Source organism: Bacillus sp. 2175 (genome assembly GCF_057812155.1).
The window spans coordinates 3,129,481-3,145,803 of record NZ_CM173819.1; the positions used below are offsets into that span (position 1 = coordinate 3,129,481).

Genomic DNA, 16,323 nt, shown 5'->3' on the forward strand with positions numbered 1-16,323 from the left:
CGCTTAACGCTCTTGATTGATAAGGTCAACAACTTCTTTCATTGTATAATTCTTTAAGTATTCACCTAGATGCTCTTCAGCACCTAAGAAAATAGCGAAAAGAACTTTTCGCATGTTCGAACCTACAACACACTGATTGTTTGATTCTGGACACTTCGGCTGCAAAGCACCTTCAGAGGTTATCTGATAAATATGCCAAAGATTAATTTCATCTAAATCGCGAGCGAAAATAAAACCGCCACCAGTCCCCTCTTTCGATTGTATAAACTTATGTTTTTTTAACAAACTTAGTACTTTGCGAATGCGTACTGGATGTACACCTGCACTTTCTGAAATAGCATTACTTGTTGACATCCGATCTGGCTGTAAAGCTAAATAAGTTAAACTGTGTATGGCCAAGGTAAAGTCGCTGTTCATGATTTTCCTCCTACGATCAAAAATATTGTTTCTCATATATTAACTGTAGCCATAAATATTACAGATAGGTTAGAACGTTAAAACATATAGAATACTTCTTGCCATAAAAAATTAATTCTCTTATATTCTATCCGGTCCCACCTATATCTGATAACTTCATTTAGCTTTTTAAGTTGAAAATAAAATTAAACACTCCACTGTTTCTTCACTTGTTCTTCTGCCAACTGTTTAATTTTTGTCCAAATCGTATCTTTACTCACAATAACATTTGTTTGATAATTTCTATCATTATAATTAACTGTAACACATACTTCAATCATCTTCTGCTTCCTCCTTTCAAAAAACTTTTTCTAAAAATACTACTTATTAATTGGCCAATTTTTGCAATTCAATGTTCAAAAACGTTCGAACGCTACGTGGTAAAAATTTACGAATTTCTTCCTCATTAAAACCAATCTGCAATCTTTTCTCGTCCAGCATAATTGGGCGTCGTAACATTAGTGGATGCTCAATTATTAATGTATAAAATTCATTTAGCGAGAGCTCATCAATATTTATATTTAAGTCCTGAAAAGTTTTGGATCTAGTTGAAATAATTTCAGTAGCCCCCTCTTCAGTTAAACGAAGAATCGATTTAAGCTCATCAACTGTCATAGAATTTGATACGATGTTTTTTTCAATATAATCAATTTGATGCTCTTCAAGCCATGCTTTCGCTTTTCGGCATGAGGCACAGCTTGCTGTTGTATATAGAATTACCATATTTAACTCACTCCTTTAATGTTATGAAACGTACATTTTAAACATCGGTTATTGAAATGTATTAAAAAAAATTACAGTTTAGAATCAAATACAAGCAATATTATTTATTCGAGAATATTTAATTTATCTACATTTTACAGACGATAACAACTCACTTCTAAAAACTATACTGTAATTTTAAACTTTACAGTTCTATAAATCAAATGTTAAGTCTTGGATTCATTCTATTAACGTATAATAGGAGCAGTTGAGACAATACTTGCCTCAACCGATTTTTATATCTCTTTATAATTTTTTGCAGTAATGACTGTTTCAAACTCAAAGGTTTCGGGTAGATGATCTGCATAAGAATATTCAAAAGTTCGTCCATCCGTTAAATAAGCTACTTGTTCAACTCGCATTAGGAAATCCTGATTTGTTAAGTTCATAAACTGCTTTTCCCTATCATGTGGGCGAATTCCTTTAACCCTGACAACAGATGTCCCTACTTCAAGACCAAGTTTATTTTGAATATGTGAGTATATCGACTCCTCTAAAACAGAAGCCTCAACACCTGGGATAACCGAAATTGGCATCCATGTATGCTCCATAATCGTCGGAATGCTGTGAATGATGCGGAGGCGAATGATTTTATAGACGAAATCACCGATTGAAACTCCCAATTTCTCAGCAACTACTTCATCAGCCCCAACAATCGCAAACTCGATAATTTTACTTTCTACCTCACTGCCGTATACAGCTTTCGTACCCGTTAAAGTTTGAATCATTCGTGCCTTTTCCTGTTGACGCCAATCTTGCACCACTGTTCCACTTCCGCGCCGGCGGATGATGTAGCCATCTCTAACTAATAGATCCAGCGCTTTCTTAATAGTAAGGGCTGAAACACCAAATTCTTCAGCAAGGACGGGGCTACTCGGAATTTTTTCGTTGATTTTATATTCACCATCTAAAATTTGCTGTTTAATCTTTTGATAAATGCCGAGGTATTTTACTTGTGTTGATCCGCTTGCCATTTCCATACCTCCTTTATACTGCAAACTCTCTTCTATTCATTCAAATGTAAAGCCTCAAGTTTGTAAACTGAAGGTGATGGGGCAGCAAATCCATTTTCTAAGATTTCAATATTCGTTACCGCTTCTTCGTCTTTCACAAGTTTTGGTGCACCATTTATAATTGTTTCATACGCGGCATCATAGAAACGACCGTAATCACCAAGTGGCGTTTTAATTTGTTTTTCAATCCAGTCACCATTTGCATTACGATACTTAGCAACTCCATAGTACATCGGTGAATCTTCACCAAATCCTGCACTCTCAGGCATAACACCCGCTTTCAAATCATTTTCCTGCTGATCTTCACCATATTTAATAAATGATCCGTTTGTTCCATGAACGATAAAGCGTGGATAATCTTTTGCTACGACATGGTTCGTTTTCAGCTTAATCTTCAACTGATTTCCGTAATGTAAACCAACATCGAAATAGTTATCAACCGCACCTTCCATTTCATTATTACGAATATCGTATGTCACCGTATCTGGACGGCCGAATAGTGAAATCATACGGTCCATCGTATGAATACCTAAACTGTAAAATGAACCTTCTTCTTTTGGAGCTTCATGAGTGATTGAACCAGGACGGAAATAATCAATATGTGATTCAATCTCAATAATATCACCAAGGAACCCTTGTTCAATTACTTGCTTCACAGCTAAAAAATCACCATCAAAACGGCGGTTTTGATAAGGCATAACTACTACACCTTTTTCTCGTCCTAAAGCTAATAATTCTTTCGCATGTTCCACTGTATCGCAAAATGGTTTTTCAACGATAACTGATTTTCCAGCAAGTATAACTTTTTTCGCTAATTCGTAATGCGTATGTGCTGGCGTACAGACCGTCACCACTTGAATTTCCTTGTCATTCAACAATTCGTCCAAATCAGTAGTGAAGTAAACACCTTTTTCCTTATATGGAGCCGCTAATTTTTCATTTATTTGACGTACAAAAATCGTTTTTATTTTTATATTATTACGCGTGTTTACATAAGGTAAGTGATAGCGGTTAGCTGACTTTCCAAATCCAATAAAGCCCATTGTTAATGTCATATTTTTCAACTTCCTTGCTCATAAATTTTCGTTTCTATATTTATTATATAATTTAATTATTAAAAGTATATAGTTTTAAATTTATAATTATATATTAAATAAAAAATCCACGATAAAATTCGTTCTCACTATAAGTTATGGACCTATAAAGTGAAACTTTAATCAGTGGGGCGATTTATTCTCTACTGATTATTTACCCGTAAATACCGAGATGAAAAGGAGCGTAATGAACATGGCATATACTACTATATCTATGGAAATTTTCGGATCAACTGAACAAGTATGGCAATTAATCGGAGGTTTCAACTCCCTTCCAGACTGGTTACCTTATATACCTAGCAGTAAATTAACTGAAGGCGGTCGTGTACGTCATCTAGCTAATCCAGATGGTGAAACAATTATAGAACGCTTAGAAGTATTCAATGATAAGGAACGCTACTACACGTATTCAATCATGAATGCACCGTTCCCGGTCACTAATTATTTATCTACAATCCAAGTTAAAGAAGGTACTGAAAGTAACACATCGTTAGTAGAGTGGTCTGGTACGTTCACTCCTGTTGCAGTTAGTGATGAAGAGGCAATAAATCTGGTTCATGGTATATACAGCGATGGACTGAAAGCATTGCAGCAAGCATTTCTAGATTGATTCATGTAATTGATTGAGACGAAAAAGTTAATTAACAGTCAAACATTCGACTTTGTGGTTAAGTTCATTATGAAAGATAAACAAATACAAATTTCATGCCTGCTTGTTAATGACAAGAAATAAAAAATACTACCTCCAAATGGAAGGTAGTATTTTTTTATTAATCAGGAAAAACAATTAATCCCTCTTCTTTTTCTTGCTGTTTTAAATCTTCTTCTGGGAATGTTACAGTTGAATTTTTATCCCCTGTTTTTTTTGTTTCTTCACCTGGAAATACGAAAGTTGAATTTTCTTTTCCTTCATTTTTTTCTACGTTATCTGGAAATACCATAGAATCATTGGTAGTTAAATCACTATGAAAACCAAGGTTAGACAAAATCGCTTTTAAATCTGGTAAAACCCCTATTTTATCAGATGATGGGTCATTAGATTTTGTGCCTGTATTAGGATTACTTAAAATTGCTCTCAATTCTTTTGGTGTATATGCCTTACCTAAATGTTCTTTAGCAATCCCTTGAATTGATACAGCAGCCCCAGCGATTATAGGCGAAGCGCTAGAAGTACCACGGAAATTAGAAGTATAACGATTCATTATACTCTGATCTGTAACTTTTTGTCCTTTACTATTTTGATTTTGATATGTATCTAATGTATCAACATACTCTCCCCAACCATATACATCAATTCTACTACCATAGTTAGAGAAACCTAAACGTTTATGAGGAACTCTTGCAGTAGATGCTCCAACTATAATAGCTCCTGAATCTTTAAAGTCTGGACTATTTCGATTTAAAATCTGTTTACCATTACGGTCTTTAAATTTATCTAAATCAATCCCACCATTACCAGCTGCTTCTACAATAATAATACCTTTATCTGTACCTTTACGAATTGCGTTAAATATACTCGGGTATACTTCTACTGGTAAAGGGTCATCTCCATATCCATCATATTTAAAGGATTCTTCTATTAATAAAACATCTCCAGCCTGTAAAGAATCTACGGCACTTAAAATAGCATCTCTTACATCGATTCTCCCATTATCTCGGATCACTGAAATTACTTTTGCCTTTGCTTTTGGTGCAATCCCAATGTTCCCAATCCTATTGTCAGCTGCAGAAACAACACCTAGAACTGAAGTACCGTGAGAAAGATCATTACTCATTTTTCCAGACATAAATTCAATATTTTGACCGACTAAATCTTCATGATTTAATAACCAGCCTTCTTCCAAATCTACAAAGGTTGCTCCTTGACCATCTCCTCCTTTAATTCCCCAAGCATAAGGAGCATTAATTCCTAAAGGTGCCTCTTCAAGATATCCCTGTCTCAAAAATCTAGGTTCATCATAAGGATTGATTGATAATACAGGCAATCTCGAGCTAGTTGTTGTGTTTATACTCTTATTAGAACGAAATTGTATTTTACTAGAATCGTTATTGGCAGCATGTACTGTATTTGTTACAAATGTCGTACCTACCCCAGCAAAAGTTGTAATTGCAAGTGATGATATCAACATACCTTTAAAATTTTTCATCTTTCCACCTCTAGTTTTCTATTAGAATTAACATATTTAATAATGTGTATGAACCGAAAAGCTTTTTATCTTATTATAAAAATTAATAGATTTTTATAACTTTTTGATTTACATAAAAACTCCTTTCATTCTTGTAATTCAATGTGTATATTTCAAAATAACAAACTAACTGTAACTATTATAGTTACACCTTTATTGATTTTCAACTACGAAATATAAATTTTTAAAAATAAATTTATATTACTTTAAAACAGAGCTAACCTTTTACGCATATAAAAAAAACAAAATATCTGTGCAAATTACAGCGGTGAATAAGTTTATAGACTGCAAAAAAACAAGAAAAAGCAAAACACTAAGTGCTTTGCTCCTTATAAAATTCCTTTTAACTTTTCACCAATTAACCTCGCTACATACTCATAGCCTTCTGGTCCAAAGTGTAATCCATCTTTTTCACCATTTTCTACAAATCTTTTATAATCCCGTTCTTGAATCATTTCAGCGAATACGTTTAGAAAATAACTTCCTGTTTCCCTCGCCACTTTCTCCACCACGTCTGCATACTGACCAAGCACTCTATTTGTTCTATTACGCTGTTTTTCTTCATCAACTGGTGCAGGACTAATCAGTAGTACTTTATCTGATGAAATATGGTTCACAATCTTCTCTAAGTTTTCTTTATATGCTTGTAATGACACTTGAGAAAAAGAAACCGCATCATTCGTACCAAGAAAAACTGTTACGAAATCTGGTTTATATGATATTACATCTTCTTCAATCCTATTTAACGCATCGAATGTATTATCCCCTGGAACACCTGCATTCACTACTTTCCACTTCGGAAACATCTCTTGCAAACGTGGTGTTAATCTCGGCATTCCATCAAAAAATGTTTCATCAGCTGTAATACTATCTCCAAAGCATACTAACGTTTTTATTAAGCTACTCTCCTTTTACGTATGAAACAACTTTCCTTCTATTGCTTTTATATATCTTTCAGCAGAACGTTCAACTGCCTCATTTGCATTTTCTTTTACTACTCGATGAAAAGCATTGTATAAACGATTAAACTGTAACGGCTTCACTCGGTTCACCATTTCTTCCACTTTTCTCGCTGGTAATGGAATTAAGTTTGGATAGCTATACATAAAACTTACCCACCGCTCATCCGCTACAACTTGAATAATATCACCTGTTAACAAAATCCCTTTTCCATCATTACCTTCTTCCCAATGCAATACAGAACCACCACTAAAATGTCCTCCAAGACGATGTACAGTAATCCCATCCGCTAATTGTAAAGACTCACCAGACCAATAAATAATACGACTACTTGGGCGCATCACCCATTCTTTATCATCTTCGTGTATATAAATTGGTACATCAAATGTCTCTGCCCATTCTACTTGCGTTGAATAATAATGAGGATGAGACAATGCAATCGCATCTAATCCACCAAGCTCTTTTATTTTCGCAATTGTCGTTTCATCTAAATACGTAATACAGTCCCATAGTAAACGATATGACTCTGTTTTCACTATAAATGCCGTTTGACCGATCGCAAATCCTGGTTTTGTCGTAATACTATAAAGTCCATTTTCCTCTTCGATTATTACATTTTTATATGTATCATCTGTTTGCAAATTTTCTAAAGTCGTCCAAGACTGCCCTTTCGGATTCACATATTGCCTCTCTTCATCACAAATATGACAACTCACCGGTTCCTCTACACTCGCTGCATACTGCACACCGCACGTTGTACAAACGTAATTTTTCATCATAATTCCCCCTATCCCTATATTTTTATTAAACTGATTTTTGTTGATAATAATCTACTTTTTTATTTTCAATTAATAAACTTATAAAAGTAAGTAAATAAACAACTGTAACTGACAATGGAATTACAGTAAATCCTTTTTCGCTTCTGCAACATTCATCTCACTATCTCCCCAAAAATATTTGTGCTATAAAGTCACCTCAACCTCACCCATCCAATAACGCCAAGCTGCTAAATAATCTTCTAAATCTTTCGGGTGGTGCCGTAAACACGTATCTATACGCAAATATAATCCTATGACTATTTCTTCATATAAATCACGGTCTTTTTTATGAAATACACATTGTTTCATCGCATAATCGATTGTTTCTTTTGTTAAATCTTCCGGGGTTGAACAGAACGCATAAATTAAATCATATATAGGATCTCCTAACACTGGTAAAGGATCAATTACACCGTGCAGTTTATTCTCTTGAAATATAAAATTATGAAATCCAAGATCACCATGCAATAAAAATGGCTGATTTATTCCAGTCCCCCTACTTGGACTATTTGCTAACTTAAAAACCGTTCTATACTCTTCCTCACTTATGTAACGTCTTACATTTTCATGAGCTTCCATCACATTTGTCGTTAAAAATTCATTCCAAGATTGAACTGGGCTTTCTTTCCATCCCCAGCCATCAACCTCTGTAGCTACTTCATACTTATTGATAACTTCCTTTACAAGTTTACTAAGAACACTCCGTTTATGGCCTAGTTTGCAAGAAGTTGTGCCCTCAAGGAATGAGTAAACAATATAGCGATTTAAAGGTTCCTTATATAAAAGCTTTGGAAATAATTCGTCCTTTTTATAAAACTGAAGAAAATAAGCTTCTTCACGTATGACATCCGATTCATTCAACTTTATAACGTATTGTTCATCTAACAAATATATAGTACTTGTCGTTCCCCCGTTTAATGCTTTTACGCTATTTGGATAATGTGAAATAACTTTTTCCTTAACTAGTTGTGCAGTGATTATTGAAATGTCCATTCTCTCACCCTTCAACTCCGAATATTTCCTTAATTCAAAAGACAACTTTACTATCATTTGACAAACAAAAGTAAAATCCTTTCAATCGCCCTGATATAACAAACAACAATTTTATTTTATTACAATGACTTTCTTCAATATTCCATTTATGATAACGTGATTTTATCACTCTAAATGCTCTTCATATACTCTAATAATTTCTATTGCAGGGTCTCTGTCTTGTAATTTATGAGCCAAACTTTCTACACCAAACACTTCTGTAAACGTATGACTACCTACAATTAAATTAATTCCTTTAAATTTCGCATGTTGCACTGTATATAATGTTTTTTCACCTGTTATGTACGTGTCACATCCTTTTTCTAATGCACGTTCAATCAAATTTGTATTATTTCCTGCACCGGTTAAGATTGCAATCCGTTTTACTGGTTTATCGTGATTTCTCCAGCTCTTCACTTTCTCTTCCATTTTTTCTTCAAGTTTTCCAACTAAGTTTGAAAAAGGAATGGCTTCTTTATATTCTCCTATTCCTGGTAGTTCTTCTTCCTCATAGGTTGAATATTCCAGTATTGTATCTATCCTAATTTCGTTAAATAACGATGTACACGTGCCAAACTTTACAAAATCTAACGGCAAATGAATCCAAAAATGATTCATTTCATATTGCTTCAATTTCTCAATACATGCCTCTTCCATACCAAATAAAAAACTCCACGGCGCATGATGTGTAACTATCATATCGACTCCATTTCGATACGCTTCTTCAATAGTTTCTAACGTTAAATTTGTTGTGTAACCGATTTTGTGAAATTCATCTTTACTTATATAAGTAAAACCATATTCATCATCGCCATATTTATGAAGATGCTCTCCAAATAGTGATGTTATATGTTCATTAAATTGCTTTATATTCATTTTTATTTCTCCTTTCATTTACTTTTATATTTCATAAATAAGGAAATACTAAATTACAACGTTACATACATATAGGAGGACAATATGAAACCTGAATTTTTAAAAGCTGTACATGATGCAATCGGAAATGTCGAACACATTCATATAGAGGAAAGCGGTGCTGACAGCTTACTTATTCATCATGATGATGCACAGCAGTTACAACAAGTTGCTAAGGCGTTAGAAAATAATAATTTCCGCTCCGCTTTAAGAACAACTGGAAATGCTTCGTACATTGAAGTATTGAACAGATAATGAAAGTCCGGATGTATTCCGGGCTTTCTTTTTATCCCGCTATTCACCGGGCAGTAAGACCCCACTGATTAAAGTTCCACTTTATATTGAAACTTCAAACTCTTTCACATACACCGCTGTTCCAGCAATATCTATTTGTAACTTTTCGTTTTCTATCCCTTTCGTTACATAAACAGTTACACGACCATCTTTATTTATTTCCTGTCCTTGCTCAACGATTAAACCCAATTCATGTTCAAAACCTTTCTCTAAATACTCCACATAATACGCTCCCATTACACCTGAAGCTGTTCCTGTCACTGGATCTTCAATCGTCCCAGCGTAAGCTGATGAAAAATGACGGCCGTGCATTTGTGCTAGTTCATCATAAGTTTCTAGACAAATTGGGTGAATAGAAGCATTAGGTATTTCTTTTAATACTGATGGAAATGCAGCATTATTAGGTTTCATTCTCTCACATGCATTAAGATTTTTAATCGGTACAATTACAGTCCAATTACCGGTACTTCCATATACAATCGGTAAACTTACATCTAAATCATTTACTTCTAAACCGATACTATGAGCTAATTCTTCTGTTGAACCTGTAAATTCTTTAAACTGAGGTGCTGCCTGTCTCATTTTAATAAAGGTTTCTCCATTTTCATTTACACCTATTTGTATCGGTAAAATCCCAGCCTTCGTTTCAATCGTAAGGTTACTTTTCTCTTCTAATAAACCTTTTTCGCGCAAGGCAAATATCGTCCCTACTGTCCCATGACCACATAAATCCATTTCAAAACCAGGTGTAAAATAGCGCATTCTTATATCTCCTACTTCTGTGGAAAGAACAAAAGTTATTTCGTTATATCCAACTTTTTCAGCAATAATTTGCATTTCCTCTTCCGTTAATCCATCTGCTTCTAATACAATACCTGCTGGATTTCCCTTATTTGGTTTATTCGTAAATGCGTCGTAATGAAATACATTTATAGTCTTCATTTTCTTTTCTCCTAACCTTCTTTAAAGATTTTATAATACAGCTCTATCTCCGTTTTCAACGAACAATTATTTCTCCAAAATATCCTCTGCATCTTTTCATTTGAAGTATGTGTGCTTCCAATGTAATAAGTAGCCCCTATTTCCTTTAACATATGCAACGATTGAAAATGCATATGGGAAGCAATTCCTTTCCCCCGATAATAAGGCATTACCCCAAAATAAAATAACCGTCCTTCACTTTCTGTTCCAGTTTCTATATGCGGTATGGACATACCAATCGGCTCATTTTTATCATAAAAAACAATACATGACTTTTCCCAGCCCGTACCTAACTCTGTTTGCACTGAATAAAAATGTTCATTGATAGTTAAAATTGAAGTTTGATTCCCTGAACCCGACATACATTGTTCCCAAATATATTTAAATTCTTTTTCCGATAACGTTCCTTCTGCTATTGATCGATATGTATATTGTCTTTCAAGCTTTTCTACATTATTCAATTCTCTACATACTTCTATCTTTGCGGCATACAAAGAAAAACCGGCATCAAGTAACACTTTCACACTTGAGTTATAACTACTAAACCTTTTGTTTAATACAATACTCGCTCTTTTTAACTCCCAATTAAAACAAACCTCTTCCAATCTACTTATCTTTTCTTTATATGTTTGTACGTTATACAAAACATCTTCTTCTATTTCTTCAATCGTTACTGCCTTTGGTAAGCCATTTAATATTTTTTTAGAAGGGCCAAATAAGTTTTTGATGACTGTAAGATCGTACTTCACCACTGCACCTCCAATCTACAATTTCTATCCGTAATAACCACTCTCATATACTCATCTCCTTATTTTTAAAATAAATAAGAAAATCCATCCACTTACCATTCTCTAATGAAAACGCCTTTCTCTTGCATTCAAATGAAAAGCCTGCTCTTTCCGCAAGACGAACCGATGGCTCATTATCAACACGTATATGTAATTCGATTCTATGAAAATCAAGGCTACTAAAAAATAACGGTAACGCAGCTTTCACACTTTCAACACCATATCCATTTCTCCAATATTGATTATGTATGGAGTATCCCATCATCGCCCATTGATAGTCCATACGTAAAATTTTTATTAGCTCTAGCTTTCCAATATTAGCCCCATCTTCTTTACGAAAAATACCTAATACATACATCTCATCTCGATGTGCTGCTTCATCAAATCCTCTAATCCATTCCGTGAACCATTCTTTTGTTGATGATGCCATAACTTGATAACCATCGTCGTATTTATACTGAGATGGCAGCCTCTTATTAAATCCATCTAACCAACTTTCATAATCATCATTTTGGAACGGACGGATCATGAGTCTCTCTGTCTCTATCTGTAATAGCGGCAGCTTCATTTACATCTCTTCCCTTGATTAATATTTGAATATTCTTTATTATCTTACACAAAATACAAAATCTAGTAAATTATTATGTTTTTGATAAACATGCTTCTATTAAAATACAAAAGGAAACCCTGTTCTAAAGGATTTCCTTTTGTCATCACACTACCAAACTTATCTGTAATTTAAAACGTTGTATTCTGTCTTTAATATTCCATAAACATCAACATCTTCATATGTATTTAATAAAAGTCTATTTTGTCTCAATGTACCTTCTTTACGTAAACCCGACTTCTCTAATACTTTAATCGACGATCTATTTCTGGAAATGGCAGATGCCCAAATTTTGTTTAGACCTAATTCGATAAAGCCAAATTGAATCATTCTGTTTACAGCCTCAGTTGCAAAACCCTTTCCCCAATAATTCTTACCAATCCAATAACCAAGTTCACCTCTATTGTTACCCTTGTCAATTCTTAGTGTAATTGTACCTACAATTTCTCTTGATTCTTTAGAGACAATTCCTAAAGGATATTCGATTCCTTTCCTAATAAGTTCTGGTTGCATATCAACCCAATCTTGCGCGAACTCCAGTTTATATGGATGCGGAAGCCCAAGAATATTAGCTAATTCCTTGTCATTAGCCAATTCTTTAATTCTAAAAACATCATCATTGGTAAAAGGTTCTATACATAAATGCTCAGTTTCTAATTTTATAGCCATCTTTTCTCCCCCTTGTACTGAAATTAGTTAGATCCCTTTATTTTCAATATTACACCAAAAACACAAAATTTTTAAAATCTTTATGATATCTACTAACAGAACCATAAACAAAAAATCCAGTTATGCTTTGTACATAACTGGATTCCTCATTATCTAATGTTTTTTATTTTACAAGTACATTTTCTCTTAATTCCCTCTTCAACACTTTTCCTAAAGCATTTTTCGGTAACTCTTCTAAGAATACCACTTCTGGAATTTTGTAACTTGCTAACTTCTCTTTACAATACTGAAGAATACTTTCTTCTGTTAATGTTGTTTCGCCATCCTTCACAATGTAAGCTCTTGGAACCTCTCCCCAAAAGTCATCTGGAACTCCAACTACTGCAACTTCTAAAACACCATGTATTTCATGAATAACATCTTCTACTTGATCTGGATATACGTTGTCACCACCGCGTATAATAACGTCTTTATATCTTCCCATAATATGCAGGAATCCATCATCATCTATCATGCCAGCATCGCCCATGTTAAACCAGTTATCTTTTACTACCTTCTTTGTTGCCTTTTCATTATTCCAATATCCTTTAAACATGTATGGACTTTTCACATGAATCTCTCCAACTTCATTTGTTGTTAGTTCATGTCCTGTTTCCGGGTGAACAATTTTCACCTCTACATTTTTCAAGGTCTTTCCTACAGAAGACATCTTTTCTTTTCCCATCATTGGATGCCATGAGGTTACAACCCAACCTTCTGTACTACCATAGCCTTGCACCATATATATGCCTTTTTCCATATATTTTTGAATGAGTGTTTCTGGCACTTTTGTACCACCGCTTTGTGCTACTTTAAAGGTTGAAATGTTACGTTCTTTTTTATTTAGTTCATCAAGCATGTAACTATAAACAGCTGGGAAAGCAAGCATCGTAGTAATTTTCTCTTCTTCAATCTTATCCCAAATAAGAGCAGGATTCGAATCAGCTAAGAAGATCATCGTAACGCCATGATAAATACAATTTAAAATAGAAAGCACGCCACTCATATGAAACAATGGATGCACAGATAAAAAGCGTTCACCTGCTGGGATTTCTCTTTGTCCCGCAATTTCAGCAAAATAATGATGTAAGTTTTTATGTCCAATTACACATGCTTTTGCCTGTCCAGTCGTTCCTGATGTAAACAAGTAAATGGCATCGTCTTCTTCATGAACTTCTACGTTCGGTTCTGTCGTTGGCTGTTTTTGCAACTCTAATTCAAATGAACCAAAGCCTTCTTTTGTTGTTTGAATTACATAAGGAATTTCTTTAACAGCATCAACCTTTAATAACACTTCATTAAATTCTTCATCAATAACTAACACTTTTAATTTCGCTTCTTTTACAATCGTTTCTAATTCATAAACAGTCAGCTGATGATTTAGCGGAATAAATACCGCTCCAATTTTTAAACTTGCCATCATAACGCTTGGAAATGGGTGATTATTTTTGCATAGTATTCCTATACGATCTCCTCTTTGCACACCATTATATAACAAATAATGTGCAAACTGATTTACTCGTTCATTATATTGCTGAAACGAATATCTTTTCTTCCCCCCTACAAGCGCTTCCAAATTTGGTGATTGCATTGCTCTCTTTTGTAATAATTGTCGCATCGTTCTCAAGTAAAACTCCCCTTTATATATGTTAGGTTTTTTATTTTACCAGATTAACTATTAATTTACTAAAGATTACACTTAGTGAATATAAAAAGAATATAAAATATCCATTTACTTTACAAGTAAATGGATATTTCCCATTATATATTAGAATACTTCTTGTTCATCACATATTGCACATACTCAGGTGCACTTTTATCAATCTCTTCATCACTTAGTTTATATTCTGCACCATATAAATAAAAGGAAGGTATAAATTCCATACCTGTGTATAAGCATGTAGCTTGGAATGGTTTCGTCAACTCATCCATTGTAATTCCACTATTTTCATAGTCTTTTTCTAATCCACCTATAGAAATAGCCACACCAAATTCTTTCCCCTTCACTTTATCTCCTTTAGATCCGTACGCAAATCCATATGTTAATACATCATCGAACCATTTTTTTAATAATGGTGGTGAACTGTACCAGTAAAGCGGAAATTGAAATATATATCTGTCATGTTCTACTAATAACTTTTGCTCTTCTTCAATATCAAACTCCCAATTCGGTGCCACTTTATACAATTCATGCACCGTAATTTCATCCGAATATTTCTCAAGTTCTTCAATCCATCTTTTATTAATTTTTGATTTTTCAATATCAGGATGTGCTACAATTACAAGTGTTTTCATCTTTTTTCATCCCCTTTATAAATTATTCAACCCTTTACGTATTAGTATGAATGAGTCACATATAATTGAAAAGTACGTACTTTAAAGTGCTATAGGAACCTTAAAGTACCTGTGGAGGTGTTATATGAATCAAAATGATAATTGCCCAATTGCAACAACACTCGATGTAATCGGTGGAAAATGGAAAGTTCATATTTTATGTATTTTGTCGGATGGAAAAATGCGAACAAATGAAATTAAACGAGAAATCCCAAACATTACACAAAAGGTTCTTACACAACAACTTCGGCAACTTGAAGCTGATGGGATTATCTATCGTACCGTATATCAAGAAGTTCCACCAAAGGTTGAGTACACACTAAGTGAATATGGAAAATCTTTAATGCAAATAATGGATAATCTGTTTGAATGGGGAAAAGATCATCAGATTAAAAGATTACATGACTAAAAAAGCACTATATACTTTGTTTAATCCTCTACGTTCATATTTTTTATTTCTATAAAGTTTATTTTCATCATTTTTTAGCTAACTTGTTTTCTTAGATTGATGGACGTGACCCCACATCCATCAATCTAAAAAGATACAATTAGAAAAATGAGATTTCTATAAAGTTTCACATATAAACACTACTTCCGCCTCATTAAACGCTCGCTCTACTTTTTCTAATCTCAATTGTACGTAAGCTATAAAGAAGCACCCCTAAACCGAGAATTTTTTCATTATTAGACGCATTAGAACCTAAGGTAATAGTAGGTACATTTAAACCCATAAACCTTTCACTCCGTTCTATAGGCATATAAAAAGATACTCCTTAAAAATAAAAAACGCTATTCTCTCTGTAAAATCATAGAAAAGAATAGCGCTTTTTATTTTGAAATAGAAATCATCATTTAAACTAAACATGCTAATATTGATTTTGTGCGATTGTCAGTTACCTCATAATAAATTTCTAATCCTTTCCGAGTACCTGTAACCATTTTAGCAGCTTTTAGTTTAGATAAATGTTGACTAATTGTACTTTGAGGCATTTGTAAATCTCCATACATTGTTGTTACATTAGTAGGACCTTTTGCAAGCATTATTTTTACTAAAGATAGACGAACTGGATGCGCCAATACCTTTAACACCTCAGCGATTTCTTGAAACATTTCTTTTTTTTCTTTCATCTTATTTCTCCCCTTTTATATACATATTTATGTTATCCATATATATAATTCGGAGGTATATGCGTTTTTGTGTCCGTCATTTTAAAAAAATATAAAAAAACTTTAATCCGAAACTAAAGGATTAGCTTAACATAATGTCTCACCATTAATGATGAATAGGAATCTCATTATAGAAGCAGCAGTTTTTATACTACAACTCTACATTCAACTAACTAAAACCAATGAAAAAAAGAGCAGATAGTCTGCT

The 16,323-nt window shown here is 33.7% G+C and carries 21 protein-coding genes and 1 pseudogene; 3 read left to right on the forward strand and 19 right to left on the reverse strand.

The genetic code is table 11. From position 1 onward, the window contains the following. Positions 1 to 3 precede the first annotated feature (3 nt). The 5 genes from saiR to ACXKY9_RS16330 form a co-directional block, all read right to left on the reverse strand. Positions 4 to 417, reverse strand: coding sequence for an Rrf2-family transcriptional regulator SaiR (gene saiR / locus ACXKY9_RS16310; protein ID WP_001083465.1), 414 nt, complete (start codon positions 415 to 417; stop codon positions 4 to 6). Positions 418 to 602: 185 nt separating this feature from the next. After that, on the reverse strand, positions 603 to 737 hold the full coding sequence (locus tag ACXKY9_RS16315) for a BA3454 family stress response protein (RefSeq protein WP_000573532.1): 135 nt from the start codon (positions 735 to 737) through the stop codon (positions 603 to 605). A gap of 46 nt (positions 738 to 783) precedes the next feature. Next, a complete protein-coding gene (gene spxA, locus ACXKY9_RS16320) occupies positions 784 to 1,179 on the reverse strand; it encodes a transcriptional regulator SpxA (protein ID WP_000236189.1) in 396 nt (131 codons plus the stop codon). 275 nt (positions 1,180 to 1,454) lie between these two features. Next, positions 1,455 to 2,192: a GntR family transcriptional regulator gene (locus ACXKY9_RS16325; RefSeq protein WP_000146281.1), complete on the reverse strand. Its 738-nt coding sequence runs from the start codon at positions 2,190 to 2,192 to the stop codon at positions 1,455 to 1,457. A gap of 32 nt (positions 2,193 to 2,224) precedes the next feature. Continuing rightward, positions 2,225 to 3,286, reverse strand: coding sequence for an oxidoreductase (locus ACXKY9_RS16330; protein ID WP_000176643.1), 1,062 nt, complete (start codon positions 3,284 to 3,286; stop codon positions 2,225 to 2,227). 232 nt (positions 3,287 to 3,518) lie between these two features. Here ACXKY9_RS16330 and ACXKY9_RS16335 point away from each other — a divergent pair, with 232 nt between their 5' ends. Continuing rightward, complete coding sequence (locus tag ACXKY9_RS16335) at positions 3,519 to 3,935, forward strand: SRPBCC family protein (protein ID WP_000332045.1); 417 nt, start codon at positions 3,519 to 3,521, stop codon at positions 3,933 to 3,935. Between the two features lie 160 nt (positions 3,936 to 4,095). Here the strand turns inward: ACXKY9_RS16335 and ACXKY9_RS16340 are convergent, their stop codons facing one another. From ACXKY9_RS16340 to ACXKY9_RS16365, 6 genes and pseudogenes are all read right to left on the reverse strand, one after another. Next, positions 4,096 to 5,472: a S8 family peptidase gene (locus ACXKY9_RS16340; RefSeq protein ID WP_002101134.1), complete on the reverse strand. Its 1,377-nt coding sequence runs from the start codon at positions 5,470 to 5,472 to the stop codon at positions 4,096 to 4,098. A 368-nt stretch (positions 5,473 to 5,840) separates the two neighbouring features. Further along, complete coding sequence (locus ACXKY9_RS16345; protein WP_000855200.1) at positions 5,841 to 6,407, reverse strand: SGNH/GDSL hydrolase family protein; 567 nt, start codon at positions 6,405 to 6,407, stop codon at positions 5,841 to 5,843. Positions 6,408 to 6,422: 15 nt separating this feature from the next. Next, positions 6,423 to 7,250 (reverse strand): MBL fold metallo-hydrolase, encoded by an 828-nt coding sequence (locus ACXKY9_RS16350; protein WP_003284929.1) that lies wholly within the window; start codon positions 7,248 to 7,250, stop codon positions 6,423 to 6,425. Positions 7,251 to 7,275: 25 nt separating this feature from the next. Next, a pseudogene (locus tag ACXKY9_RS16355) lies at positions 7,276 to 7,392 on the reverse strand (DUF7010 family protein); the annotation flags it as partial. Between the two features lie 41 nt (positions 7,393 to 7,433). Beyond that, positions 7,434 to 8,282: an aminoglycoside phosphotransferase family protein gene (locus ACXKY9_RS16360; RefSeq protein ID WP_000355251.1), complete on the reverse strand. Its 849-nt coding sequence runs from the start codon at positions 8,280 to 8,282 to the stop codon at positions 7,434 to 7,436. A gap of 165 nt (positions 8,283 to 8,447) precedes the next feature. Further along, positions 8,448 to 9,197 carry a Nif3-like dinuclear metal center hexameric protein gene (locus tag ACXKY9_RS16365; protein WP_001022449.1) on the reverse strand — a complete coding sequence of 250 codons (750 nt, stop codon included), beginning with the start codon at positions 9,195 to 9,197 and terminating at the stop codon, positions 8,448 to 8,450. A gap of 84 nt (positions 9,198 to 9,281) precedes the next feature. Here ACXKY9_RS16365 and ACXKY9_RS16370 point away from each other — a divergent pair, with 84 nt between their 5' ends. After that, positions 9,282 to 9,491 carry a hypothetical protein gene (locus ACXKY9_RS16370; protein ID WP_000801651.1) on the forward strand — a complete coding sequence of 70 codons (210 nt, stop codon included), beginning with the start codon at positions 9,282 to 9,284 and terminating at the stop codon, positions 9,489 to 9,491. 81 nt (positions 9,492 to 9,572) lie between these two features. Here the strand turns inward: ACXKY9_RS16370 and ACXKY9_RS16375 are convergent, their stop codons facing one another. The 6 genes from ACXKY9_RS16375 to ACXKY9_RS16400 all read right to left on the reverse strand — a co-directional run bounded on the left by ACXKY9_RS16375 (position 9,573) and on the right by ACXKY9_RS16400 (position 14,909). Next, positions 9,573 to 10,472: a PhzF family phenazine biosynthesis isomerase gene (locus ACXKY9_RS16375; RefSeq protein WP_000849314.1), complete on the reverse strand. Its 900-nt coding sequence runs from the start codon at positions 10,470 to 10,472 to the stop codon at positions 9,573 to 9,575. Between the two features lie 11 nt (positions 10,473 to 10,483). After that, the gene (locus tag ACXKY9_RS16380) at positions 10,484 to 11,260 is read right to left on the reverse strand and encodes a GNAT family N-acetyltransferase (RefSeq protein ID WP_000872890.1); all 777 of its coding nucleotides are present in this window, start codon (positions 11,258 to 11,260) and stop codon (positions 10,484 to 10,486) included. A 43-nt stretch (positions 11,261 to 11,303) separates the two neighbouring features. Then, a complete protein-coding gene (locus ACXKY9_RS16385) occupies positions 11,304 to 11,867 on the reverse strand; it encodes a GNAT family N-acetyltransferase (RefSeq protein ID WP_000775353.1) in 564 nt (187 codons plus the stop codon). Positions 11,868 to 12,026: 159 nt separating this feature from the next. Then, positions 12,027 to 12,575 carry a GNAT family N-acetyltransferase gene (locus tag ACXKY9_RS16390; RefSeq protein WP_000985518.1) on the reverse strand — a complete coding sequence of 183 codons (549 nt, stop codon included), beginning with the start codon at positions 12,573 to 12,575 and terminating at the stop codon, positions 12,027 to 12,029. A gap of 163 nt (positions 12,576 to 12,738) precedes the next feature. Then, entirely contained in the window at positions 12,739 to 14,232 is a 1,494-nt protein-coding gene (locus tag ACXKY9_RS16395) for a class I adenylate-forming enzyme family protein (protein ID WP_003284924.1), read from the reverse strand. 143 nt (positions 14,233 to 14,375) lie between these two features. Continuing rightward, positions 14,376 to 14,909, reverse strand: a complete 534-nt coding sequence (locus ACXKY9_RS16400) for an NAD(P)H-dependent oxidoreductase (protein WP_000855228.1) — start codon at positions 14,907 to 14,909, stop codon at positions 14,376 to 14,378. A 124-nt stretch (positions 14,910 to 15,033) separates the two neighbouring features. On the opposite strand from ACXKY9_RS16400, the gene ACXKY9_RS16405 reads away from it, so the two are divergent. Continuing rightward, entirely contained in the window at positions 15,034 to 15,357 is a 324-nt protein-coding gene (locus tag ACXKY9_RS16405) for a winged helix-turn-helix transcriptional regulator (RefSeq protein WP_001072981.1), read from the forward strand. A gap of 193 nt (positions 15,358 to 15,550) precedes the next feature. On the opposite strand, the gene ACXKY9_RS16410 is transcribed toward ACXKY9_RS16405, so the two are convergent. Then, a complete protein-coding gene (locus ACXKY9_RS16410; RefSeq protein ID WP_002101139.1) occupies positions 15,551 to 15,706 on the reverse strand; it encodes a hypothetical protein in 156 nt (51 codons plus the stop codon). A 94-nt stretch (positions 15,707 to 15,800) separates the two neighbouring features. Beyond that, positions 15,801 to 16,076 carry an ArsR/SmtB family transcription factor gene (locus ACXKY9_RS16415; protein WP_000660066.1) on the reverse strand — a complete coding sequence of 92 codons (276 nt, stop codon included), beginning with the start codon at positions 16,074 to 16,076 and terminating at the stop codon, positions 15,801 to 15,803. Positions 16,077 to 16,323: the final 247 nt, after the last annotated feature.

Coding starts and splice junctions, on each gene's coding strand:
- saiR (WP_001083465.1), bottom strand. CDS start 417: ATGAACAGCGACTTTACCTTGGCCATACACAGTTTAACTTATTTAGCT.
- ACXKY9_RS16315 (WP_000573532.1), bottom strand. CDS start 737: ATGATTGAAGTATGTGTTACAGTTAATTATAATGATAGAAATTATCAA.
- spxA (WP_000236189.1), bottom strand. CDS start 1,179: ATGGTAATTCTATATACAACAGCAAGCTGTGCCTCATGCCGAAAAGCG.
- ACXKY9_RS16325 (WP_000146281.1), bottom strand. CDS start 2,192: ATGGCAAGCGGATCAACACAAGTAAAATACCTCGGCATTTATCAAAAG.
- ACXKY9_RS16330 (WP_000176643.1), bottom strand. CDS start 3,286: ATGACATTAACAATGGGCTTTATTGGATTTGGAAAGTCAGCTAACCGC.
- ACXKY9_RS16335 (WP_000332045.1), top strand. CDS start 3,519: ATGGCATATACTACTATATCTATGGAAATTTTCGGATCAACTGAACAA.
- ACXKY9_RS16340 (WP_002101134.1), bottom strand. CDS start 5,472: ATGAAAAATTTTAAAGGTATGTTGATATCATCACTTGCAATTACAACT.
- ACXKY9_RS16350 (WP_003284929.1), bottom strand. CDS start 7,250: ATGATGAAAAATTACGTTTGTACAACGTGCGGTGTGCAGTATGCAGCG.
- ACXKY9_RS16360 (WP_000355251.1), bottom strand. CDS start 8,282: ATGGACATTTCAATAATCACTGCACAACTAGTTAAGGAAAAAGTTATT.
- ACXKY9_RS16365 (WP_001022449.1), bottom strand. CDS start 9,197: ATGAATATAAAGCAATTTAATGAACATATAACATCACTATTTGGAGAG.
- ACXKY9_RS16370 (WP_000801651.1), top strand. CDS start 9,282: ATGAAACCTGAATTTTTAAAAGCTGTACATGATGCAATCGGAAATGTC.
- ACXKY9_RS16375 (WP_000849314.1), bottom strand. CDS start 10,472: ATGAAGACTATAAATGTATTTCATTACGACGCATTTACGAATAAACCA.
- ACXKY9_RS16385 (WP_000775353.1), bottom strand. CDS start 11,867: ATGAAGCTGCCGCTATTACAGATAGAGACAGAGAGACTCATGATCCGT.
- ACXKY9_RS16390 (WP_000985518.1), bottom strand. CDS start 12,575: ATGGCTATAAAATTAGAAACTGAGCATTTATGTATAGAACCTTTTACC.
- ACXKY9_RS16395 (WP_003284924.1), bottom strand. CDS start 14,232: ATGCGACAATTATTACAAAAGAGAGCAATGCAATCACCAAATTTGGAA.
- ACXKY9_RS16400 (WP_000855228.1), bottom strand. CDS start 14,909: ATGAAAACACTTGTAATTGTAGCACATCCTGATATTGAAAAATCAAAA.
- ACXKY9_RS16405 (WP_001072981.1), top strand. CDS start 15,034: ATGAATCAAAATGATAATTGCCCAATTGCAACAACACTCGATGTAATC.
- ACXKY9_RS16410 (WP_002101139.1), bottom strand. CDS start 15,706: ATGCCTATAGAACGGAGTGAAAGGTTTATGGGTTTAAATGTACCTACT.
- ACXKY9_RS16415 (WP_000660066.1), bottom strand. CDS start 16,076: ATGAAAGAAAAAAAAGAAATGTTTCAAGAAATCGCTGAGGTGTTAAAG.